Consider the following 21,110-nt stretch of genomic DNA (forward strand, 5'->3'; position numbering starts at 1 on the left):
TGCTCTTCCGATCTCGGTGCCGTCCTTGCGGCGCAGGCCCAGCGCCAGCGCGTCGCGCCGGGCGGTGAGGGCGGCACGCTCGCGCTCGGCCGCGGTGGCCGCGTCGCGGACGGCCGAGAACGCCTCCTCGGCCGCCGCCTGCTCCTCCGTCGCGGCCGCCAGGCGCTCCTCCAGTTCGGAGTCGTCCGCCTCCAGGCCGTCCACCCGCTCCTTGAGCTCCTCGTACTCCTCCTGCGCGGATTCGGCGCGGTCCCGTGCCTCGTCGCGGGCCGTGGCGAGCCGGCCAATCTCCGCCTCCGCGGAACCGGCCCGGCCGCGCGCCGCGTTGACCTGGCCCTGCAGCCGCGCCAGCCCCTCCCGGCGGTCCGCGATCGCCCGCGCCACGGACCGCAGCCGCTGCTCCTCGGCCGCGAGCTCCTGTTCCAGGGCGGCGCGGTGGCCGACGGTGTCGTCCAGTGCCCGCCGCGCCGCGTCGAGAGCCTCCGTCAGTTCCGCCTCCTGCTCGCGGATCCGGGCCGCCTCACGTTCCATGTCCTCCGGCTCCCGGCCGCGCCGCTCCTCGGCGGGCTGGCCGGTGGCGTGCCGCACCCGCTGTTCGGCGAGGCCGATGGTGCCGCGTACCCGTTCGGCGAGCTGGGAGAGGCCGTACCAGGTGGCCTGTGCGTCGGCCAGCCGCGGTGCGAGCGCCCTGACCTGCTCCTCCAGAGCGGTCTCGCGCCGCAGCGCGGCGGCCAGGTCCCGTTCCACCGCGTCCCGCCGCTCCTTGAGCGACGCCTCGTCGGCGACCTCGGCGCTCAGCGCTTCGCGCAGGGTGACCAGATCGTCGGCGAGCAGCCGCAGCCGGGCGTCGCGCAGATCGGCCTGGATGACGGCGGCCCGCCGGGCGACCTGTGCCTGCCGTCCCAGCGGCTTGAGCTGCCGCCGCAGTTCGTTCGTCAGGTCCTGGACGCGCGCGAGATTGGCCTGCATCGCGTCGAGCTTCCGCAGCGCCTTCTCCTTGCGCTTGCGGTGCTTGAGCACACCGGCCGCCTCCTCGATGAAGGCGCGGCGGCCCATCGGGTCGGCGTGGAGCACGGAGTCGAGCTGGCCCTGGCCGACGATGACGTGCATCTCGCGGCCGATGCCGGAGTCGGAGAGCAACTCCTGGATGTCGAGCAGCCGGCAGGTGTCGCCGTTGATCTGGTACTCGCTGCCGCCGTTGCGGAACATGATCCGCGTGATGGTGACCTCGGCGTACTCGATGGGCAGCACGCCGTCGGAGTTGTCGATCGTCAGCGACACCTCGGCGCGGCCCAGCGGCGGGCGCCCCGTGGTGCCGGCGAAGATGACGTCCTCCATCTTGCCGCCGCGCAGCGACTTGGCCCCCTGCTCCCCCATGACCCAGGAGAGCGCGTCCACCACATTGGACTTACCGGACCCGTTGGGGCCTACGACGCACGTGATGCCGGGCTCGAAGCGCAGCGTCGTGGCGGAGGCGAAGGATTTGAATCCGCGCAGCGTGAGGCTCTTGAGATGCACGCCGTCGGACTCTACCTTCCGTGTTCGGTTTCGCCAGGGAAGGTGCAGGGCACATCAGACGATGACAACAGTGATCGTCGGGGGGCCTGCGGGTGAAGACGGAACGACGAAGGGACGCCGAGGCGTCCCTTGCAAAAAACTCTAGCGGTGCCGTGGCACCCGTCCGGTGATGCGTCCGGATCAGGCGGGTACGGGCTCCGCGCGAGATACATCGATGCTGCTGAGCAGCGACTCTTCGTGCGACGCCACAGTCAGTGCGTCGTTCTCGGTCTGCATCCGAACAAGCTCGGACTCCAGATCCTGAACGCGCTGCTGAAGCCTTCGCATCTCGGCGAGGAGTCGCGGGTCGGGGCCGCCGACGTAACCGAGAAGCGCCTTTGCCATGATTGATGGTCCTCCACGCTGAGTGACCGACCGGGAGCGGTAGGGTCGTGGGTGAGGGGTATGTGCACCCGCGCGGTGCGCCGAAGCCGCCGCTTTGATTGCATTACGGCTACGATGCGCGGGGCTTCCAGCGTCTCACCAAATAGTTGGACGGTCAACACGATCACAGCCCAGCGATCGGGTCAGCCTCAGAAAACACGGCGAAAGAGCGCCGGCGGCTGCCCGTGGGGCGTCGAGATCATCCTCGATGTCGGCAGCCTTGCACGACACTCCGGATATGGCAACTGTCCCGGGCAGCCTTGCCGTAGGCGATTGCCTACCGCATGTACGCGGGGCGTGACACTCAGCGGATCTCGAACCCGTCGTACCCGCCGCGCGGCCGGCCCCAGATCTCGGTGACGCCGTCGACACGGCCGGGCGTGTCCCCGGTGGCCAGCCAGTCGAGCAGCTGTTCGCACCGTGCGCGGTCCCCCTCGGCCACCACCTGCACCCGGCCGTCGGCGAGGTTGCCGGCGTAACCGTCCAGACCGCCGATCCGCATCGCGTTGGCCCGGGTCCACCAGCGGAAGCCGACGCCCTGGACGCGCCCGCGCACCCAGGCCGTAAGCCGGACATTTTCGTTCATGTGTGCACGCTATCCCGTCAGTTGCACAGGCTTCACTCCGGTCCCGTGCGTCATTCGCTACAGTCGGCCCGCAACAGGACTCACCCGTTCGGGTTAATCCGAGACCGTGAGGACAGCATTAATGGGCCGCCACAGTCGCAATGCCACCGAGGCCGTCGCGCCGACCCGGAGCCGTCGGGGCCACCGGGGCCCTCGGCGACGGCACAGCGCCGTTCGCACCGGGCTGCTGGCGTCGTCCGCCGCTCTGGCCGTCGGCGCCGTCGCGATGTCGTCTGGACTGTTGTCGTCGCTGAACGGAGGACCGGGGGGCATCACCGCCCAGGGCAGCCCCGGCGGGACGCGCACCCAGCCGGACGGCTCGTCCGGCCCGTCGCTGCCGGAGACCGGCTCCCCCTCCCCGAGCACCACCGGCCGCACGAACGTGCCGAGCAGTCCGACCACGACACGCGGCGGCAATCCGTCAACGGCGGCGCCGACGACACCGCCGACCTCGGCCGCCGCGCCCAGCACCACCCCGGCCCCCAAGGTCACGCCCACCCGGAAGCCGGTCACTCCGCGGCCCACCACCCCGTCCCCGACGCCGACCCGCACCGCGACGCCGATACCGACGCCGACCCAGGACGGAACCGCCGTCACCGCCCAGGCCGCGGTGCTGAAGCTGGTGAACGCCGAACGCGTCAAGGTCGGCTGCTCCCCCGTGACCGCGGACCCGTCGCTGGCCAAGCTCGCCCAGGCCTTCAGCGAGGACATGGCGATCCGGGACTTCTTCGACCACACGGACCCGGACGGCGACACCCCCTGGGACCGGGCCAAGTCGGTCGGCGTCACCAACCTCGGCGGGGAGAACATCGCCCGCGGCCAGGCCGACGCGGAGGCCGTGATGACCGCCTGGATGAACAGCGCGGGGCACCGCGCCAACATCCTGAACTGCGACTACAAGACCCTCGGCGTCGGCGTCCACTACGCGCCGGGCGGCCCCTGGTGGACGCAGGACTTCGGCTTCTAGGAGAGCCCGCGGGAGAGCGGGAGAGGGAGACCAAGAGCTAACTTTTCGAAAGCGCAAGCCCGGGGTCAGCGCAACCCAGGAGTACGCTCATGCCATGGACACCTGCAGGAGCGACTCCGGGCGCGACGGGCTCCCGTTCAGCGTCTTCGAGCGCGACTGCCCCTCCCGCGGCACGCTGGAGCACGTCACCGGCCGCTGGGGCAGTCTGACGCTCGGCGCGCTCGGTGAGGACACCGTGCGCTTCAACGAGCTGCGCCGCCGGGTCGACGGCGTGAGCGAGAAGATGCTCTCCCAGACGCTGCACGCCCTGGAGCGCGACGGGCTGGTGCACCGCGAGGCGCAGACGACCAATCCGCCGCGCGTCGAGTACCGGCTCACCGAGCTGGGCCGGGAGACCACCCGCAGGCTGCTCGACCTGATCCAGCTGGTCGAGGGCCGGATGCCCGAGGTGCTGGCCGCCCGGGAGACCTACGACGCGGCGCACGCCGCCCGGAACGCCCCGAAGGCGAGTGCGTAAGCCCTGAGCCGTCAGCCCCAGAGCCGTGCGCCCTGAACCCTGAGCCCGCTACTGGGGATCGCGGCCGGGAACCGGCGGGCGCTGGCAGCGCGGGCAGAAGTAACTGGACCGGTTCATCCACGGGCGGCGGCGGATCGCGGTACCGCAGCGGCGGCAGGGCTCGTCCTCGCGCCCGTACGCGTCCAGCGACCGGTCGAAGTACCCGGATTCGCCGTTCACGTTGACGTACAGGCTGTCGAAGCTCGTGCCGCCGGCCGCCAGCGCGTCGCTCATCACCTCGCGGATGTGTGTCACCAGCTCGGCCGTCCTGGGCCGGGTCATCGTCGCGGTGGGCCGCTCGTAGTGCAGCCGGGAGCGCCACAGCGCCTCGTCGGCGTAGATGTTGCCGACCCCGCTGATCAGCGACTGGTCGAGCAGGGCGCGCTTGATGGTGGTCCGGCGGCGGCGCAGCGCGGCGTGGAACGCCTCCTCGTCGAAGGCGTCCTCCAGCGGGTCCGGCGCGATGTGCGCGAGCGGTACGGGCAGCGCCAGCGGACTGCCCGGCACGACGTCATGGAGCGACAGACCGCCGAAGGTGCGCTGGTCGACGAAGCGCAGCTCGGTGCCGAGCTCGTCGTCGAACCGGATCCGGACCCGCAGATGGGTCTCGTCAGGGGCCGCGTGCGGCTGGATCAGCAGCTGGCCGCTCATCCCGAGGTGCCCGAGCAGCGCGGTCGTCCCGTCCAGCGGCAGCCACAGGTATTTGCCCCGGCGGCGGGCCGGGCCGATCAGCGCGCCGGCGAGCCGGTCCGTGAAGTCCCCGGCGCCCGCCAGGTGCCGACGGACGGCGCGCGGGTGCAGCACCTCCGCGTCCGCGACGGTGCGCCCGGTGACCCAGCGCTCCAGCCCGATGCGGACCACTTCGACCTCAGGCAGCTCGGGCAACGCCCCTCCTCCGGGTACGCGTCGAGCCCACCGACTGATCGTCGGTGGGCTCGTTCTGACGGGTGTGCGATCAGCTCGCCGCTGAGGCGGATTCGCGGATCGCACGCCAGGCGGCCTCGGCCGCCTGCTGTTCTGCTTCCTTCTTGCTGCGGCCGGTGCCGGCGCCGTACTCGACACCACCGACGCGGGCGGCAGCCGTGAAGGTCTTCTCATGGTCGGGACCCGACTCGGTGACCACGTATTCGGGAACACCGAGGCCCTCGCTCGCGGTCAGCTCCTGGAGACTGGTCTTCCAGTCCAGGCCTGCCCCGAGGTTGGACGACTTCTCGATCAGCGGATCGAAGAGGCGGTGCACGAACTCGGACGCGGCATCCAGACCCTGGTCCAGATAGACCGCGCCGATGACCGCCTCGAGGGTGTCCGCGAGGATCGATGCCTTGTCCCGGCCGCCGGTGCCTTCCTCGCCCCGTCCCAGCCGGATGAATCCGCCCAGGTCGAGTTCGCGACTCACTTCCGCCAGCGCACGAGAGTTGACCACCGCGGCCCGCAACTTGGCCAACTGGCCTTCGGGCAGGTCGGGGTGGGTGCGGTACAGCGTGTCCGTGACCACCAGGCCGAGCACGGAGTCCCCGAGGAACTCCAGCCGCTCGTTGGTGGGCAGACCGCCGTTCTCGTACGCGAACGAACGATGGGTCAGCGCACGCACCAGAAGGGCGGGCTCGAGTGTGTACCCGAGCCGCCCTTCCAGAAGCGTGTGAGGCCAGGCTGTGTCCGCCGGCGCCTGCTTCGGCGATTTGGCGTCTGACATGAAGCCTGTCACCCGCCGATCAGACCTCGAGGACCTGACGACGGTTGTACGTGCCGCAGCTCGGGCACGCGATGTGGCTCTGCTTCGGCTGGTGGCAGCTCTCGCACGCCACCAGGCTCACGGCAACAGCCTTCCACTGCGCACGGCGGTGGCGCGTGTTGCTGCGCGACATCTTCCGCTTCGGAACAGCCACGGCTACTTCTCCTGGTTCTCGTCGGCGCCCTGGTCGGCACCGCTCTTCTTAAATTCCTGCAGGGCCGCCCACCGAATGTCGGCGACCTCATGGTGGTGGTCCGGGTCGTCCGCGAGCCGCTCTCCGCAATCGGAGCACAGTCCCGGGCAGTCTTCCTGGCACACCGGCTGCAGCGGCAGTGCGAGCACCACCGCGTCCCGCAGCGCGGGTTCGAGATCGAACAGGTCGTCCTCGAGGAAGAGAACGTCCTCCTCCTCCGCGTCGTCACCGGCTTCGTCCTTGCGGGCGGTCCGGGTGTCGGCGTCGGGGTAGGAGTACATCTCTTGGAAGTCCGCATCGAGCTTGCGCTCGAACGGCTCCAGACACCTTACGCACTCTCCCGAGAGCGGCGCACGGACGGTACCTGTGACAAGTACCCCCTCCATGACCGACTCCAGTCGGAGCTCCAGCTGTACTGCCGTGCCCTCGGGCACCCCGATGACCTCGATACCGAGATCCTTGGGTGCCGGCACCGAACGGGAGACCTTCCGCATCGAACCAGGACGACGACCCAGCTCGTGCGTGTCGAACACGAGAGGCTCGCGGTGGTCGAGACGGGGGGTTTTCAGGGCTTCCTCTTTCATCGGTGCGGCGTGCCCTCACCCCGGAGGGTGGGCAGCCCAAAGAGCCGGCGATTCACACGGCTGGAAAGGTCAGGATACTGGACGTCCGGGCAGGACCCAACTCGCCCACCCGTCACCCGCCACCACCCTTGCGACGAGACGCTTCGCGCCGCCCCGCTTTTTCACCCGTCACCCACCACCACCCTTGCGACGAGACGCTTCGCGCCGTCCCGCTTTTTCTCCCCTGACCCCCTCTGACCCCCCACGTGACCAGCGCGTTCAGCGCCCCTGTTCCAGCTCCCGCAGCCGGTTCAGATCGATCATGCCGGTGTCGAAGAGGCTGGTCTCGTCCAGCGCCGCGGCCTGGTGCTGGGGCTGATGCTGCGGCTGCTGGTCGTACGGCTGCTGCTGGTACTGGCCCTGCGGGTCGGCGTAGGTCTGCTGCCCGTAGTCCGGCTGGTAGCCGCCGTAGCCGGCCTGCTCCGGGTATCCCTGCTGCTGCTGGGCCGCGTACGGGTCGGAGTAGGCGGCCTGCTGGCCGTAGTCCTGCTGGTACCCGTAGTCCGGCGTGGCCGGCGTCGCGTCGTACGAGTAGTCCGTCTGCTGGGTCTGTGCGGGGACCGGAGCCGCCAGGCCCGCCATGAACTCGGCGTCGGTCTGGTGGCCGCCCGCCGCGTCCGCGGCGTCCTGGGCCGCCATGTGGGCGCCCAGCTCGTCGGCGACGCTGTGGCCGGTCAGCTTGAGCCGGCCGCGGCCGACGGCCTCCAGGGTCTTGGAGAGCACCGCCTCGAAGGCGCCCAGCTTGGCGTCCACGTAGTCGTCGGCCCGGCGCCGCAGCGTCTCCGGGTCGGCGCTGCGCTCGGGGGCGTCCGCGTCCTCGTAGCCCTGCTCGTCCAGACCGGGGCCCTGGCCGAGCAGCTTCTCGCGGCCGCGGTCGACGGAGCCGATGGTCTTGGTGAGCACGACCTCGAAGTTGGCGAGCTTGCTGTCCACGTAGTCGTCGGCCTCGGCGCGGATCTCCTCCGCCTCGCGGCGGGCCTCGGCCACGATGCGCTCCGCCTCGTCCTGGGACTGGCGGGCGACCTGGGTGTCCGAGATCATCGAGTCGCGCTCGGCGTGCGCCGACTCGATGATCCGGTTCGCCTCGAGGCGGGCCTCCTCGACCATCTGCTCGCGGCCGCCCAGCAGGGCCTCGGCCTGCGACAGCGAGTCGGGGAGCGCGGAGCGCACCTCTTCGAGCCTGCTCAGCAGCTCGGCACGGTTGACCACGCACGAGGCGGACATCGGCATGGACCGCGCGCCTTCGATGGCCGCGACGATCTCGTCGAGCTTCTTCTGCACGTCCACGGGCGTCAGTCTTTCCTCAGCGGGGCCCGGCCGGGTCCGGACGGGACATGCAGACTCTAGCGCTGCCCGAGCCGGTCGTTGAGAGCCGCCAGGATCGTCGGCGGCACCAAGTGGGAGATGTCACCGCCCCATTGGGCCACCTCCTTGACGAGACTGGAGGAGAGGAAGCTGTAGGTGGGGTTGGTCGGCACGAAGAGCGTCTCGACCCCGGACAGCCCGATGTTCATCTGGGCCATCTGCAGCTCGTAGTCGAAGTCGCTGACCGCGCGCAGACCCTTGACGATGGCCGGGATGTCGCGCTGCTTGCAGAAGTCGACGAGCAGCCCGTGGAACGACTCGACCTGCACGTTCCCGAATTCCGCGGTGACTTCCTGGATGAGGGCGATGCGCTCCTCGACCGAGAACAGACCCTGCTTGGACTGGTTGATCATCACCGCGACGTACACGGTGTCGTAGAGCCGGGAAGCGCGGGCGATGATGTCGAGATGTCCATTGGTGATGGGGTCGAAAGACCCCGGACAGACTGCGCGACGCAACTGAGACTCCTCGCTCTCCGGGCCGTTCATGACCCGGCGGTAACTTCGGCGGCGCGACCGTACCAAAGTGTCGCCTCGCCGTAACGGCGGGCCCTCACTGCCTCGAAGCCGTCGGGCCAGGGGGAGACTCCGCCACGGGTGCGCCGTTCCACGGTGACGATCGCGTCGTCATCCAGCCACCCCTGAATGCGGAGTGTGAGCAGGATCTCCCGCAGTTCGTCGTCGCCCATGTCGTAGGGCGGGTCCAGGAACGCCATGTCGAACGGGGTCGCGGGCGCCGGGCCGGCGATGACCTGCTCGGCCCGGCCGGCCCGCACCTCGGCGCCGGGCAGCCCGATCATCTGCACGTTCTCCCGGATGGTGCGGGCCGCGGCCGGGTCGGACTCGACCAGCAGGACGTGCTCGGCGCCGCGCGAGAGCGCCTCCAGCCCGATCGCCCCCGAGCCGCCGTACAGATCCAGCACCCTGGCACCGTTCAGCGTGCCGCGCAGCGACTCCCAGGTGGAGAACATCCCCTCCTTGGCGCGGTCCGAGGTGGGGCGGGTCCCATTGCCCGGGGGCACGGCCAGGCGGCGGCCACCGGCGGCTCCGGCGATCACGCGGGTCATCTCGTCCTTCACGTCCTCGACATCGTGGGGGAACGGCGCTGTTCGCGGCCGCTCCCCCACGATACGGAGTCACTCCCTGCCGGGCTCCTCCACCGCCCCCACCAGCGCGGTGGACGCGTAGCGGGACCAGGACAGGCAGCCGTCGGGCGGGCAGAACTCCGGGCGGCGCGGGTCGTGCCCCAGCTCACGCAGCTTGGTGCGGACCGAGTCCGGGGTCCGCCCGAAGCGGGCGGCTATCCGGGCGATGGTCTCGCTGTCGTGGAACCGCCGCAGCAGCTCCTCCTCGTGCTGCGGCACCCAGGGGGCGCCGTGGCCGGGGAACAGCTCCCGGAGCACGTCACGGTCGGGGATGGGCTCGGACACGTCGGCTACGAGCGCGAGGGCGCGCAGCGCGCGGTTGAGAGCGATCCGCAGGGACGGTACGTCCGCCATGGGCAGCCGCAGATCGCCGGACGCGAGAAGGGTGTCGGGGTCGTCCTCACTCCATCCGGAGAGGGTGAGAGTGACGTTGGTGTCGTCGTCGCTGGCGAGCTCGATCCGGAAGACCTTGTCGCCGAGCGGCAGTTCGTTGAGATGACGGAACGACATGCTTTTGCCCCCAAAGGTCCATCGACTTGGACTACGTCCATTCTCTCAGGGGGGTCTGACAATCGCCCTGCTCAGCACGGCAGTTCAGCCCTGTTCAACGGCCCGGTTCAGCCCTTGTCGAGGTACTCCTCGCGGTCCGCGTCGACCAGGCTCTCCAGGGCGCTGCGCAGGTCCGGGTGGTCGGCCAGTTCGGGGTCCGCGGCGACCAGTGCGGTGGCCTCGTCGCGGGCGGCGGCGATGACCTCCTCGTCGTCGATCACGGTCAGCATGCGCAGCGACGAACGGGTGCCGGACTGGGCCTGGCCGAGGACGTCGCCCTCGCGGCGCTGCTCCAGGTCGATACGGGACAGCTCGAAGCCGTCCAGGGTCGCCGCGACGGCGGAGAGGCGCTGCCGGGCGGGGCTCGCCTCGTGCGCCTCGGAGACGAGCAGGCAGAGCCCTGGAGCGGAACCCCGGCCGACGCGGCCGCGCAGCTGGTGGAGCTGGGAGACGCCGAAGCGGTCGGCGTCCATGATCACCATGACGGTGGAGTTCGGGACGTTCACCCCGACCTCGATGACGGTGGTCGCCACCAGCACGTCCACCTGGCCGGCGGCGAACCGGCGCATCACGTCGTCCTTGGCGTCCGGCTGCATCCTGCCGTGCAGCACCTCGACCCGCAGCCCGGCCAGCGGGCCCGCGGCGAGCTGCTCGGCGATGTCCAGGACGGCCAGCGGCGGGCGGCGCTCCGCGTCGTCCGGCTTCTTCTTCGCGTCCTCCTCGTCGCCGATGCGGGGGCAGACCACGTACGCCTGGTGGCCCTTCGACACCTCCTCCCGCACCCGCTCCCAGGCGCGGGACAGGAAGTGCGGCTTGTCCTTGGCCGGGACGACATGGGTGGCGATCGGCGAACGGCCGGCCGGCAGCTGGTCCAGGACGGACGTCTCCAGGTCGCCGAAGACGGTCATGGCGACCGTGCGCGGGATCGGGGTCGCGGTCATCACCAGCAGGTGCGGCGGTTTGGTGGCCTTGGCGCGCAGCGCGTCGCGCTGCTCGACGCCGAAGCGGTGCTGCTCGTCGACCACGACCAGGCCCAGATCGTGGAACTGGACCTTGTCCTCGATCAGCGCGTGCGTGCCGATCACGATCCCGGCGTCACCGCTGATGAGGTCCAGCAGGGCCTGGCGGCGGGCGGGCACCCCCATGGAGCCGGTGAGCAGCACGATCTTGGTGGCGTTCTCCGCGCCGCCGAGCATGCCCCCGCCGGCGAGGTCGCCCATCATCTCGGTGATCGACCGGTGGTGCTGCTGGGCGAGCACCTCGGTGGGCGCCAGCATCGCGGCCTGGCCGCCGGAGTCGACGACGGCGAGCATGGCGCGCAGCGCGACCAGCGTCTTGCCGGAGCCGACCTCGCCCTGGAGGAGCCGGTGCATGGGGTGTTCGGTCGCCAGGTCGGCGAAGATCTCGGCGGAGACCTTCCGCTGGCCTTCGGTGAGGGTGAAAGGCAGCCGGGTGTCGAACGTGGTCATCAGCCCGTCGGCGTGCGGCACGCGCGGGGTGGCGGGCAGCGCGGAGTCCGCGGCCCTGCGGCGCGCCAGGGCCACCTGCAGGACGTACGCCTCGTCCCATTTCAGCCGGTCCCGCGCCTCGGCGATGTCGGCCTTGGTACGCGGCCGGTGGATCTTCTCCAGCGCCTCGGAGAGCGGCGCCAGGCCGCGCGCCTCGCGCAGCGCGGCCGGCAGCGGTTCGCCGACGCCCGCCCAGCTGGTGCCCCGCATCGAGTCGAGGACCGTCTGCACGGACTGCGCGATCTGCCAGGAGCTGATCTGCTTGCACGCGGGGTAGAGCGGGATCTGCTGGTTGGCGAACGCGGCCGCCACGTCCGACTCCCCGCCCTTGGCGTCCTCCGCGTCCAGCAACTGGTAGTCGGGGTGGGCGAGCTGGCGGGTGCGGTTGAAGACCGAGACCTTGCCGGAGAACATCCCGCGGCGGCCGGGGATCAGCCGGTGGGCGTGGGCGTGCGCCGCCTTGCTGAAGAACACCAGGGTCAGCGAACCGCTGCCGTCGGTGACGACGACCTCCAGGCGGACGCCAGTGCCGCCGTTGTACGTCCTCTTGTCGGCCTTGGCGATCTCCGCGACGACGGTGACGTGCTCGTCGAGCGGGAGGTCGGCCAGCCGCGTCAGCTCGCCGCGCTCGGCGTACCGGCGCGGGTAGTGGTGCAGCAGGTCGCCGACGGTGTGCAGGTCGAGGTGGTCGGCGAGCACTTTTGCCGTGCGGCCGCCGACCGACTTCTTCAGGGGTTCGTCCAGGGCAGACATCGGGTCCATCTTTGCGCACGGCAGTGACAAAGCGGGTGCGGCCTGCGGCGAGCGGTTATTCGACGCCGATGAGGAGCGGGCAGGTCTGCTGGCCGCCCTGGTAGACGACGGTGTCCACCGTGATGTGGCCGGCCTGGACGTGGGCCTCGATGCGGTCCGCGAGGTCGGGCGGGGCGCCGGCGCCGAGGACGAGGGTGACCATCTCGCCGCCCGCGGCCAGCATGCGGTCGAGGACGATCGTGCCGGTCTCGACCAGGTTCCCGCCGATGACCGCGACATCGCCGTCGATCAGCCCGAGGACGTCGCCGGCCTGGCAGATGCCGGCCATGGTCCAGGACTGGTGCTCGGCGACGGCCAGTTCCGCGTAGCGGGTGGCGCCGGCCGCCGAGGTCATGGCGACGACGTCCTCGTCGAAGCGCCGTGCGGGCTCGTGGACGGCGAGCGCGGCGATGCCCTGCACCGGGGAGCGGGTGGGGATCAGGGCGACCCGGACGCCGTCGGCGCGGGCCCGGTCGGCGGCGGCGCCGGCGGCGTGCCGCAGTTCCACGTCGTTCGGGAGGAGCACCACTTCGCGGGCGTTGGCACGGCGGATCGCGGCCGCGATCTCGCCGCTGGCGGGCGGGTCGCCGGGGCGGACGGCGACGACGGTCGCGCCGGCCTGGGCGCAGAGGTCGGCCAGCCCGTCACCCCGTACGACGGCGACGACGGCGCGCCGCACCCGCTCCGGTGGCCGCCCGCTGTCCCCGGCACCCTCGTGGTGCCGGGAAACCGCATCGGGCACCACGGGGGTGTCGGTGTCCGTGTCGGGCCGCTCACGGACCTGGTCGCCGAAGTGGGTGACGCGGATCCGGTAGGGGCGGCCGGCCTCGATACCGGCCTCGATGGCGGCTCCCGCATCGTCCACGTGGACATGGACGTTCCACAGGCCGTCGCCGCCGACGACCACCAGGGAGTCCCCGAGGGCGTCCAGCCGCCCGCGCAGCGCGGGCAGGGCGGTGTCGGACGCCTCCAGCAGGTAGATGACCTCGAAGGCGGGCCCGCCGGGCACGACGTGCGGGTCCGAGCCGTCCTCGTCGCGGCAGCCGTACGGGACGGGCGGCGCGTGATCGGCCAGCGGTCCCATCGGCACCTCACCGGCCAGCGCGTCGGCGAGGGCGCCCAGCACGGCCACCAGGCCGCGTCCACCCGCGTCCACGACGCCGGCCCGGCCGAGTACGGCGAGCTGGCCGGTGGTGGCGGCGAGTGCGATGCGCGCGCCCTGGTGGGCGGCTCTCGCGACGGAGACCGGACCGCCGCCGTCCCGCTCCGCGGCGGTGGCCGCCTCGGTGGCGACGGTGAGCATCGTCCCCTCGACGGGGTGGGCGACCGCCAGGTACGCGGACCCGGCGGCCCGGCGCAGCGCCCGGCGCAGCAGTTCGGCGGTGTCCTGATCACCGGCCGCGGCAGTACCCCCGGCGGCTCCGTTGCCCGCCGCCTTCGACGCCACGTTTCCCGTCGCGGGATCGTCGGTGAGCGCTTCCGTCATGCCGCGCAGCAGCTGGGCGAGGATCGTGCCGGAGTTGCCGCGGGCGCCTATCAGGGCGCCGTGAGACATCGCGCGGAAGGCCTGGGCGAGGTCGGGGCTGTGTCCGGAGGCGGCATGACCGTCGAAGACGGCGTCGACGGACTGGGCGGCGGATTCCATCGTCAGGTACAGATTGGTGCCGGTGTCCCCGTCGGCGACCGGATACACGTTGATCGCGTCGATCTCCTCGCGGGCCCGGCCCAGCGCCTGGAGGGCCAGTCGGCACCACGCGCGCACCGCGGAAGCGTCGAGCGTGTGCGGCACCAAGTCCTCCTGCGGACACCTGAAGCGGAGACTGCTGCAGGTGAGGGTATCCGTGACACCGGTCACGGCGGCAGTCGGCCGGGGCGGCGGACCCCGCGACCGTGGTAATTTCGTTGTGCGGGAGTGGCCGTTGTATGCTGCTCCGGTTGTCCGGGAATCTCCCGGGCTTTTCACTGTAAGTGCATCTCGAAGTCTTTGGAGTGACCCGTGGCTGCCAACTGCGACGTCTGCGGCAAGGGGCCGGGCTTCGGCAACGCTATTTCCCACTCGCACCGCCGTACTCCCCGCCGTTGGAATCCCAACATTCAGCGGGTGCGTGCTGTGGTCGGTCGGACGCCGAAGCGCCTCAATGTCTGCACCTCGTGCATCAAGGCCGGCAAGGTCTCGCGCTGACGCGTACACGTCGTAGCAGCGCAGCCTTGCGGCTACTCGAAGCCGGTCCACCTCAGGGTGGGCCGGTTTTCTTGCGTTCGGGGCCGGTTTTCTTGCGTTCGGGGCCGGTCGCCGGGCGCTGACGCCACCAGCAGCTCGGCGCTCAGAGCTCCCGGCGCTGCCGCCAGGCGTGGTCCACCGGGCCGATGCCGCCGCCCAGCCGGAAGCCGGCCGCGATGGCGCCCGTGACGTAGTCCTTGGCGGCGCCGACCGCCGCCGGCACCTCCAGGCCCAGCGCCAGGTACGAGGCGATGGCGCTGGCCAGCGTGCAGCCGGTGCCGTGGGTGTGCCGGTTGTCGTACCGGGCGGCGCGGAACCAGTGCTCCCGCGAACCGTCGGAGAGCAGGTCCACGGCGTCGCCGTCGAGATGGCCGCCCTTGATCAGGACCCAGCGCGGCCCGAGCGCCAGTACCGCTTCCGCGGCCTCGCCCATCGCCGCCTCGCCGTCCACCACGACACCCGTCAGCTGGGTGACCTCGTCGAGGTTCGGGGTGGCGACGGTGGCCACGGGCAGCAGCTCGGTGCGGACGACCTCCAGAGCCCCGGCCGTCAGCAGGGAGTCCCCGTGCTTGGAGATGCCGACCGGGTCGACGACCACGGGGGCGCCCACGTCCGCCAGCAGAGCGGCCACCTCGGAGGCGATCGCGGCCGAGGAGAGCATGCCGGTCTTGACGGCCTGGACGCCGATGTCGTCGACCACGGCGCGGAACTGCGCGCGAACGGCCGCCACCGGCAGCTCCCAGGCCCCCTGGACGCCCAGCGAGTTCTGCGCGGTGACCGCGGTCAGCACGCTCATGCCGTGCACGCCGAGCGCCAGCATCGTCTTCAGGTCGGCCTGGATGCCCGCACCGCCGCCGGAATCGGATCCGGCGACGGTGAGCACCCTGGGCGGGGACGTTCGCATACCCGTGAACCTAGTCCCCGGCGCCCTCCGCCGTGGTGTCGCCGAAGTGGTCCCAGCCGCCGGCCTTGTCCCAGGCGGCGCCGTCCACGGTGACGTGCGGGGTGCCGGGGGCCTTGAGCACCTCGCCGATCACCCGCCAGCGGGCCGGGAGCTTCACGTCGGGCGGGAAGGCCGCGACGATCGCGTGGTCTTCTCCCCCGGTCAGCACCCAGTGCAGCGGGTCCACGCCGACCGCCTGCCCGATGTCGGACATCTGCGCGGGCACGTCGATGTCCGCGGACTTCAGGTTGATCAGCACCCCGCTGGCCGTCGCGATGTGCCCGAGGTCGGCCACCAGTCCGTCGCTGACGTCCGTCATCGCGGTGGCGCCGAGCTCGGCCGCCGCGGGGCCCGCGTGGTACGGCGGCTCGGGCCGCCGGTGCGCCTCGACGAAGGCGCGCGGAGAGCGGAAGCCGCGGGAGAGCACCGCGAGGCCGGCCGCCGACCAGCCCAGCCAGCCGGTCACCGCGATGACGTCGCCGGGCCGGGCGCCGGACCGGGTGACGGGCTCGCGGTTGCGCAGGTCGCCGAGGGCGGTGATCGCGACCGTGATCGTGTCGCCGCGCACCACGTCGCCGCCGACCACGGCGGCACCCGCCACCTGGCACTCGTCGCGGATGCCGTCCATCAGCTCGATCGGCCAGGTGGCCGGCAGCTCTGCCGGGACGACCAGCGCCAGCAGGACCGCGGTGGGCACCGCGCCCATCGCGGCGATGTCCGCGAGGTTCTGTGCGGCGGCCTTGCGGCCGACGTCGTAGGCGGTCGACCAGTCACGCCGGAAGTGCCGGCCTTCGAGCAGCACATCGGTGGTGGCGACCACCCGGCGGTCCGGCGCGGCCACCACCGCCGCGTCGTCCCCAGGCCCCAGGCGTACATTGGGAGTGGTCGTGAGCCGGGAGGTCAACTCCCTGATCAACCCGAACTCCCCCAACTCGCCCACGGTCCCCTTCATCTGTTTGTCCCTTTCACGTCGTCATTCCCCTGGAGATTCCGCTCAAAGCGAGTGCTCGGTACCGCGCGGGTCTCCCCGCGCCGTGCGGCGACGCGATAACGTGGCGTCCCCCCTCCCACATGATCCTCGAAGCCGCCCTGGAGGTTCCGTGGTACAGGCGTACATCTTGATCCAGACCGAGGTTGGGAAGGCCTCGGCAGTAGCGGAGACGATTGCGAAGATCTCCGGCGTCATTCAGGCCGAAGATGTCACCGGTCCCTACGACGTCATCGTCCGGGCCCAGGCAGACACGGTCGACGACCTGGGCCGCATGGTGGTCGCGAAGGTACAGCAGGTGGACGGGATCACCCGTACTCTGACCTGTCCCGTCGTCCATCTGTAGCCCCCGACTATGCTCGTCCGGTGATAGCTTTTCGCCGGTTCGCGCTGATTTCCGTTGCCGCCGTCGCGTGCTTGTCCGCGGCGGCGGTCTTCGTTTCCGCAGCCGGTCCGGCCGATGAGACGCCCGTTCCGGCTCCGGACGCGCGGGCCGCCGTCTACTGCCGTGCGCTGCACCGGGATCTGCCGCACTCCGTCAATGGACTCGGCGTGCATGATCTCAGGCCCGCGTCCGACTTCACCGCCGGGTGGGGAAATCCGGCGATCGTGCTGCGCTGCGGGGTGCCGAGGCCGCAGGCGATGAACGATTCCAGCGCGGACTCGGTGGAGGTGGACGGCGTCGGCTGGCTGATCCAGGCCCAGGGCGACGGCAGCTTCAAGCTCACCACGACGCTGCGCAAGGCGTACGTCGAGGTCACCCTCCCCAAGAAGTACGCCGGCGACGTCGGTCCCCTCACCGACCTCGCCGGCGCCGTCAAGAAGACGATCCCGAACGAACTCTAGGGCGTGTTGCGAAAGGAGCGCCGTTCGCCCGGAGGGCGTGGCCCACGGCGTCCGGTGCGTGCGCTCCCAAGGCGGAGGGTCGTCCTCGTACCGGACGTACGTGGACGAGCCCGACAACGCAGCGAGGGTACGTGCCAGGCGTCGTGGGCCAGGCGGGACTTTCGCAACACGCCCTGGGCCGCGCCCTGGCGCGGGCGGCGGCCTGGAGCGAGCCGTGTTCTAGCGCAGCCCGGTCCGGCGGCGCAGTGCGGCCTGGATCAGTCGGTCCACCAGCTCCGGGTACTCCACGCCGCTCTCCTGCCACATCCGCGGGTACATGGAGATGGGCGTGAAGCCGGGCATCGTGTTGATCTCGTTGATGACGAACTCTCCGCTGTCGAGCAGGAAGAAGTCCGCGCGGACCAGACCCTCGCAGGAGACCGAGTCGAAGGCCGCGACGGCGAGCCGCTGCACCTCGGCGGTCTGCTCGGGGGTGAGCGGCGCCGGCACGATGCCCTCGGCCGAGTCGATGTACTTGGCCTCGAAGTCGTAGAAGTCGTGGGCGGTGACCGGCGGGATCTCGGCCGGGAGGCTGGCGCGCGGGCCGTCCTCGAACTCCAGGACGCCGCACTCGATCTCACGGCCGCGCAGCAGCGACTCGACGATGACCTTCGGGTCGTGCCGCCGGGCCTCCTCGATCGCCTCGTCGAGACCGGACGCGTCCTCGACCTTGCTGATGCCCATGGACGAGCCCGCGCGGGCGGGCTTCACGAAGAGCGGCCAGCCGTGGTCCGCGGCGAACTCCACGATGCTCCGGCGGGCGGTCTCCTGGTCGCTCTCCCAGTCACGCGGCCGGATCACCAGATACGGCCCGACCGGCAGGCCGAAGGAGATGAAGACCCGCTTCATGTACTCCTTGTCCATGCCGACGGCCGAGGCGAGGACGCCCGCACCCACGTAGGGCACGCCGGACAGCTCCAGCAGGCCCTGCAGGGTGCCGTCCTCGCCGTAGGGGCCGTGCAGCACGGGGAAGACGACATCGACGTCGCCGAGGGCCTTGGGCACCACTCCGGGCTCGCTGTAGACGACCTCGCGGTTGGCCGGGTCGACCGGGAGCACGACGGTGCCCTCGTGGTCGGTGACCTGTTCCACGGTCGGCATCCGGCGGTCGGTGATCCCCATCCGGTCCGGGTCGTCGCTGGTCAGCGCCCAGCGGCCGTCCGTCGTGATCCCGATGGGAAGGACGTCGTACTTCGACCGGTCGATGGCCCGCAGCACGCTGGCCGCGGTGACCACCGACACCCCGTGCTCGGAGCTGCGTCCGCCGAAGACGAGCGCTACCCGAGGCTTGCGCTGCGGTTGGTCGGGAGTCTGGGAAGAAGGCAGATTGCTCATGGTTCGTTGACCCTACCGCTCGGATTTCGCGGAGCGGGACATCAGCTCCTTGACGGCCACGACCGGCGGCTTCCCGTTGTGCACGATGTCCACGACGGTGTCCGTGATCGGCATGTCGACACCGTGCCGGCGTGCCAGATCGGCCACCGACTCGCAGGACTTCACGCCCTCGGCAGTCTGCCGGGTGACCGCGATGGTCTCCGCGAGCGACATGCCGCGGCCGAGGTTGGTGCCGAAGGTGTGGTTGCGGGACAGCGGCGACGAGCAGGTGGCGACCAGGTCGCCCATGCCGGCCAGCCCCGCGAAGGTGTGCGCGTCGGCCCCCATCGCCAGGCCCAGCCGCGTCGTCTCGGCCAGCCCGCGGGTGATCAGCGAGGCCTTGGTGTTGTCGCCGAGCCCCATGCCGTCGGCGATGCCGACGGCGAGCGCGATGACGTTCTTGACCGCTCCGCCGAGTTCGCAGCCGACCACGTCGGCGTTGGTGTACGGGCGGAAGTAGGCGGTGTGGCACGCGGCCTGGAACCGCTGGGCCACCGACTCGTCGCGGCAGGCGACCACGGAGGCGGCGGGCTGCCGGGCGGCGATCTCCTTGGCCAGGTTGGGGCCGGAGAGCACCGCGACCCGCTCGGGGCCGGCCTTGGCCACCTCTTCGATGACCTCGCTCATCAGCTTGGCGGTGCCGAGTTCGACACCCTTCATCAGGCTGACCAGGACGGCGTCGGGGCGCAGCAGGGGCGCCCACTCGGCGAGGTTGCCGCGCAGCGTCTGGGACGGGACGGCCAGGACGACGAATTCGGCGTCCCTGGCGGCCTCGGCCGGGTCGGTGGTGGCCCGTACGGCCTCGGGGAGCGCGATTCCCGGCAGGTAGTCGGGGTTCATGTGGGTGGCGTTGACCGCCTCGACCAGCTCGGGCCGGCGTCCCCACAGCGAGACGTCACATCCGGCGTCGGCGAGCACCATCGCGAACGCGGTGCCCCAGGAGCCGGTTCCGTACACCGCGCAGCGCGTTGACACTTACGACTCCTCCTGCTGATCCGTCGGGTTCTTCACGGGCTGCCGTACGGGCTCGGGTTCCGCTGCGGGCCGCGGCACGGGCTCCGGTGCGGGCTTCCGCGTGGTGCCGCCGGTCTTCGCGGCCCGTTCCGCCTTGTCCGCCCGGCGGGCGCGGGCCGCCTGGCGCGGGTCGTAGAGCGCGGCGGGCGCGGGCTCCCCGCGCAGCACGGCGAGCAGCTCGGTGATCTCCGCCATGATCACCTCGGTGACCTCGCGCAGCACCTCCGCGGTGGGCTCCTGGCCGTAGAACCGCGACAGGTCGACGGGCGGGCCGGCGATCACCCGCAGGGTCTTCCGGGGAAAGAGGAAGAACTTCTTTCCCTTGGCGTACGGCGGCATCGCCTCGTTGGCGCCCCATTGCGCGACCGGGATCACCGGCGCCTTGGTGAGCAGCGCGACCCGTGCGGCGCCGGTCTTGCCGGTCATCGGCCACTGGTCGGGATCACGGGTGAGCGTGCCCTCCGGATAGAACGCGACGCATTCGCCGGAGTTGATCGCGGCGACGGCGGCGCGGAACGCGTTGGCGGCGTCAGTGGACTCCCGGTAGACCGGAATCTGACCTGTTCCGCGCAGCATCATGCCGACAAAGAAGATCTTGAAGAGCCCGGCCTTCGCGAGCAGGCGCGGAACCCGTCCGGTGTTGTACTGGAAATGGCCGTACGACAGCGGGTCGAGGAATGAGTTGTGGTTGACGGCCGTGATGAATCCACCGTCGGCCGGAATGTGCTCCATTCCGCGCCAATCCCGCTTGAAGAGGACAAGAAGCGGCGGTTTCGCGATGGCGGCTGCGAGCCGGTACCAGAAGCCGATTCTGCGGCGGGACACCAGAACTTCCTCCTCATTGCACGAGGCTGCACCAGTGCAGCCGCACAAGTGTCGCCGGTACGCACACCGTAACGCCAGGGCGGGCGGGGCGAGGGGCGCGCCCCCGGGGAAGCTGCGTCGCCGGTGCCTGCGGGAGTCCCCTGGCGGGGAATCGGGCCAAGGAACAAGGGGTGGGTCCGTGGCCGTCGGGCGGGTGGGTCACCGCACAATGGTTCGGTGCCCGTATCCGTGATGTGGTCCCTCGTCGTACCGCTGAAGCCGCTCGCCGTGGCCAAGAGCCGGCTGGCGCCGGCCGCGGGGACGGTGCGGCCGGGGCTGGCGCTGGCGTTCGCCCAGGACACCGTGGCCGCCGCGCTGGCCTGCGCACAGGTGTGGAGCGTCACCGTCGTCACCGACGATCCGCTGGCGGCGGCGGAACTGGCCGCCCTGGGGGCCCGGATCGTGCCGGACGCTCCGGCGGCCGGACTCAACGCGGCTCTCGCGTACGGCGGGCACCTCATCCGGTCCGCCACTCCCGATGCGGCCGTGGCGGCCCTGAACGCCGATCTCCCGGCCCTGCGCCCGCTGGAGCTGTCCGCAGTGCTCAACAGCGCCGCGAGAGCCTCAGGGAGGGCATTTCTGGCCGATGCGGCGGCGATCGGCACCACGTTGCTCACCGCGCCGCCGGGTCATGACCTGGCGCCGGCGTTCGGCGGTGCCTCCCGGGCCCGGCACCGGGCATCCGGCGCCCGGGAGATCACGCTGCGCGGTGTGGACTCCGTGCGCCAGGACGTCGACACCCCCGCCGACCTGCGGGTGGCGCTGGCCCTGGGGGTCGGCCCGCGGACCGCGGACGTCGCCGCCGGGCTGCTCATCACCGACTGAC

General features: G+C 71.2%; 24 protein-coding genes. 6 read left to right on the forward strand and 18 right to left on the reverse strand.

The window, feature by feature from the left end; genetic code table 11:
* The 3 genes from G3I60_RS40570 to G3I60_RS40580 form a co-directional block, all read right to left on the reverse strand.
* Window positions 1-1,518: AAA family ATPase (locus G3I60_RS40570; RefSeq protein WP_164608455.1), on the reverse strand; the 1,518-nt coding region annotated here is incomplete at its 3' end.
* A gap of 180 nt (window positions 1,519-1,698) precedes the next feature.
* The gene (locus G3I60_RS40575; protein WP_138356463.1) at window positions 1,699-1,902 is read right to left on the reverse strand and encodes a hypothetical protein; all 204 of its coding nucleotides are present in this window, start codon (window positions 1,900-1,902) and stop codon (window positions 1,699-1,701) included.
* A gap of 343 nt (window positions 1,903-2,245) precedes the next feature.
* Window positions 2,246-2,527 carry an acylphosphatase gene (locus G3I60_RS40580; protein ID WP_164297848.1) on the reverse strand — a complete coding sequence of 94 codons (282 nt, stop codon included), beginning with the start codon at window positions 2,525-2,527 and terminating at the stop codon, window positions 2,246-2,248.
* Between the two features lie 121 nt (window positions 2,528-2,648).
* On the opposite strand from G3I60_RS40580, the gene G3I60_RS40585 reads away from it, so the two are divergent.
* Together G3I60_RS40585 and G3I60_RS40590 are read left to right on the forward strand one after the other, a co-directional pair.
* Window positions 2,649-3,533 carry a CAP domain-containing protein gene (locus G3I60_RS40585; protein ID WP_138356465.1) on the forward strand — a complete coding sequence of 295 codons (885 nt, stop codon included), beginning with the start codon at window positions 2,649-2,651 and terminating at the stop codon, window positions 3,531-3,533.
* Window positions 3,534-3,627: 94 nt separating this feature from the next.
* The gene (locus G3I60_RS40590) at window positions 3,628-4,050 is read left to right on the forward strand and encodes a helix-turn-helix domain-containing protein (RefSeq protein WP_138356466.1); all 423 of its coding nucleotides are present in this window, start codon (window positions 3,628-3,630) and stop codon (window positions 4,048-4,050) included.
* A gap of 48 nt (window positions 4,051-4,098) precedes the next feature.
* Here G3I60_RS40590 and mutM read toward each other — a convergent pair whose 3' ends face one another.
* The 10 genes from mutM to G3I60_RS40640 form a co-directional block, all read right to left on the reverse strand.
* Window positions 4,099-4,974 (reverse strand): bifunctional DNA-formamidopyrimidine glycosylase/DNA-(apurinic or apyrimidinic site) lyase, encoded by an 876-nt coding sequence (mutM, locus tag G3I60_RS40595; protein WP_164297849.1) that lies wholly within the window; start codon window positions 4,972-4,974, stop codon window positions 4,099-4,101.
* A 70-nt stretch (window positions 4,975-5,044) separates the two neighbouring features.
* Window positions 5,045-5,782, reverse strand: a complete 738-nt coding sequence (gene rnc, locus G3I60_RS40600) for a ribonuclease III (protein WP_138356468.1) — start codon at window positions 5,780-5,782, stop codon at window positions 5,045-5,047.
* A 19-nt stretch (window positions 5,783-5,801) separates the two neighbouring features.
* Window positions 5,802-5,975, reverse strand: coding sequence for a 50S ribosomal protein L32 (gene rpmF, locus G3I60_RS40605; RefSeq protein WP_138356469.1), 174 nt, complete (start codon window positions 5,973-5,975; stop codon window positions 5,802-5,804).
* A 2-nt stretch (window positions 5,976-5,977) separates the two neighbouring features.
* On the reverse strand, window positions 5,978-6,598 hold the full coding sequence (locus G3I60_RS40610) for a DUF177 domain-containing protein (RefSeq protein WP_138356470.1): 621 nt from the start codon (window positions 6,596-6,598) through the stop codon (window positions 5,978-5,980).
* A 258-nt stretch (window positions 6,599-6,856) separates the two neighbouring features.
* Window positions 6,857-7,924: a cell division initiation protein gene (locus G3I60_RS40615; protein WP_138356471.1), complete on the reverse strand. Its 1,068-nt coding sequence runs from the start codon at window positions 7,922-7,924 to the stop codon at window positions 6,857-6,859.
* Between the two features lie 56 nt (window positions 7,925-7,980).
* A complete protein-coding gene (coaD, locus tag G3I60_RS40620; protein WP_187145035.1) occupies window positions 7,981-8,460 on the reverse strand; it encodes a pantetheine-phosphate adenylyltransferase in 480 nt (159 codons plus the stop codon).
* A 26-nt stretch (window positions 8,461-8,486) separates the two neighbouring features.
* Window positions 8,487-9,068 (reverse strand): 16S rRNA (guanine(966)-N(2))-methyltransferase RsmD, encoded by a 582-nt coding sequence (rsmD, locus tag G3I60_RS40625; RefSeq protein WP_138356499.1) that lies wholly within the window; start codon window positions 9,066-9,068, stop codon window positions 8,487-8,489.
* Window positions 9,069-9,137: 69 nt separating this feature from the next.
* Window positions 9,138-9,656 carry a hypothetical protein gene (locus tag G3I60_RS40630; protein ID WP_138356473.1) on the reverse strand — a complete coding sequence of 173 codons (519 nt, stop codon included), beginning with the start codon at window positions 9,654-9,656 and terminating at the stop codon, window positions 9,138-9,140.
* Window positions 9,657-9,763: 107 nt separating this feature from the next.
* Window positions 9,764-11,965 (reverse strand): ATP-dependent DNA helicase RecG, encoded by a 2,202-nt coding sequence (gene recG / locus G3I60_RS40635; protein ID WP_203675094.1) that lies wholly within the window; start codon window positions 11,963-11,965, stop codon window positions 9,764-9,766.
* A 46-nt stretch (window positions 11,966-12,011) separates the two neighbouring features.
* Window positions 12,012-13,784 (reverse strand): DAK2 domain-containing protein, encoded by a 1,773-nt coding sequence (locus G3I60_RS40640; RefSeq protein WP_164608456.1) that lies wholly within the window; start codon window positions 13,782-13,784, stop codon window positions 12,012-12,014.
* A gap of 207 nt (window positions 13,785-13,991) precedes the next feature.
* Between G3I60_RS40640 and rpmB the strand changes: the two genes are divergently transcribed.
* Window positions 13,992-14,177, forward strand: coding sequence for a 50S ribosomal protein L28 (rpmB, locus tag G3I60_RS40645; protein WP_138356476.1), 186 nt, complete (start codon window positions 13,992-13,994; stop codon window positions 14,175-14,177).
* Window positions 14,178-14,319: 142 nt separating this feature from the next.
* Here rpmB and thiD read toward each other — a convergent pair whose 3' ends face one another.
* Together thiD and G3I60_RS40655 are read right to left on the reverse strand one after the other, a co-directional pair.
* Entirely contained in the window at window positions 14,320-15,120 is an 801-nt protein-coding gene (gene thiD / locus G3I60_RS40650; protein WP_164297857.1) for a bifunctional hydroxymethylpyrimidine kinase/phosphomethylpyrimidine kinase, read from the reverse strand.
* Between the two features lie 10 nt (window positions 15,121-15,130).
* Window positions 15,131-16,111, reverse strand: a complete 981-nt coding sequence (locus G3I60_RS40655; protein ID WP_164297859.1) for a thiamine-phosphate kinase — start codon at window positions 16,109-16,111, stop codon at window positions 15,131-15,133.
* A 148-nt stretch (window positions 16,112-16,259) separates the two neighbouring features.
* Between G3I60_RS40655 and G3I60_RS40660 the strand changes: the two genes are divergently transcribed.
* The gene (locus G3I60_RS40660) at window positions 16,260-16,493 is read left to right on the forward strand and encodes an Lrp/AsnC family transcriptional regulator (RefSeq protein WP_138356479.1); all 234 of its coding nucleotides are present in this window, start codon (window positions 16,260-16,262) and stop codon (window positions 16,491-16,493) included.
* 20 nt (window positions 16,494-16,513) lie between these two features.
* On the forward strand, window positions 16,514-16,993 hold the full coding sequence (locus tag G3I60_RS40665) for a DUF3515 domain-containing protein (protein WP_138356480.1): 480 nt from the start codon (window positions 16,514-16,516) through the stop codon (window positions 16,991-16,993).
* A 219-nt stretch (window positions 16,994-17,212) separates the two neighbouring features.
* Here the strand turns inward: G3I60_RS40665 and G3I60_RS40670 are convergent, their stop codons facing one another.
* From G3I60_RS40670 to G3I60_RS40680, 3 genes are read right to left on the reverse strand one after another with little or no spacing between them, the layout of a single operon-like run.
* A complete protein-coding gene (locus G3I60_RS40670) occupies window positions 17,213-18,367 on the reverse strand; it encodes a D-alanine--D-alanine ligase family protein (protein WP_164297861.1) in 1,155 nt (384 codons plus the stop codon).
* A gap of 12 nt (window positions 18,368-18,379) precedes the next feature.
* A complete protein-coding gene (locus G3I60_RS40675; protein ID WP_138356482.1) occupies window positions 18,380-19,381 on the reverse strand; it encodes an NAD(P)H-dependent glycerol-3-phosphate dehydrogenase in 1,002 nt (333 codons plus the stop codon).
* On the reverse strand, window positions 19,382-20,245 hold the full coding sequence (locus tag G3I60_RS40680) for a lysophospholipid acyltransferase family protein (RefSeq protein ID WP_164297863.1): 864 nt from the start codon (window positions 20,243-20,245) through the stop codon (window positions 19,382-19,384).
* A 228-nt stretch (window positions 20,246-20,473) separates the two neighbouring features.
* On the opposite strand from G3I60_RS40680, the gene cofC reads away from it, so the two are divergent.
* On the forward strand, window positions 20,474-21,109 hold the full coding sequence (cofC, locus tag G3I60_RS40685; protein WP_164297878.1) for a 2-phospho-L-lactate guanylyltransferase: 636 nt from the start codon (window positions 20,474-20,476) through the stop codon (window positions 21,107-21,109).
* The last annotated feature ends 1 nt before the right edge of the window (window position 21,110 follow it).

This window comes from Streptomyces sp. SID13666 (genome assembly GCF_010548325.1).
Classification (GTDB): domain Bacteria; phylum Actinomycetota; class Actinomycetes; order Streptomycetales; family Streptomycetaceae; genus Actinacidiphila; species Actinacidiphila fildesensis.

Bases quoted from the DNA above. Each gene is read 5' to 3' on its own strand.
- G3I60_RS40575 (WP_138356463.1), bottom strand. From the start codon at position 1,902: ATGGCAAAGGCGCTTCTCGGTTACGTCGGCGGCCCCGACCCGCGACTC.
- G3I60_RS40590 (WP_138356466.1), top strand. From the start codon at position 3,628: ATGGACACCTGCAGGAGCGACTCCGGGCGCGACGGGCTCCCGTTCAGC.
- rnc (WP_138356468.1), bottom strand. From the start codon at position 5,782: ATGTCAGACGCCAAATCGCCGAAGCAGGCGCCGGCGGACACAGCCTGG.
- recG (WP_203675094.1), bottom strand. From the start codon at position 11,965: ATGGACCCGATGTCTGCCCTGGACGAACCCCTGAAGAAGTCGGTCGGC.
- G3I60_RS40610 (WP_138356470.1), bottom strand. From the start codon at position 6,598: ATGAAAGAGGAAGCCCTGAAAACCCCCCGTCTCGACCACCGCGAGCCT.
- G3I60_RS40655 (WP_164297859.1), bottom strand. From the start codon at position 16,111: ATGAAGGGGACCGTGGGCGAGTTGGGGGAGTTCGGGTTGATCAGGGAG.
- rsmD (WP_138356499.1), bottom strand. From the start codon at position 9,068: ATGACCCGCGTGATCGCCGGAGCCGCCGGTGGCCGCCGCCTGGCCGTG.
- G3I60_RS40630 (WP_138356473.1), bottom strand. From the start codon at position 9,656: ATGTCGTTCCGTCATCTCAACGAACTGCCGCTCGGCGACAAGGTCTTC.
- G3I60_RS40580 (WP_164297848.1), bottom strand. From the start codon at position 2,527: ATGAACGAAAATGTCCGGCTTACGGCCTGGGTGCGCGGGCGCGTCCAG.
- thiD (WP_164297857.1), bottom strand. From the start codon at position 15,120: ATGCGAACGTCCCCGCCCAGGGTGCTCACCGTCGCCGGATCCGATTCC.
- G3I60_RS40585 (WP_138356465.1), top strand. From the start codon at position 2,649: ATGGGCCGCCACAGTCGCAATGCCACCGAGGCCGTCGCGCCGACCCGG.
- G3I60_RS40670 (WP_164297861.1), bottom strand. From the start codon at position 18,367: ATGAGCAATCTGCCTTCTTCCCAGACTCCCGACCAACCGCAGCGCAAG.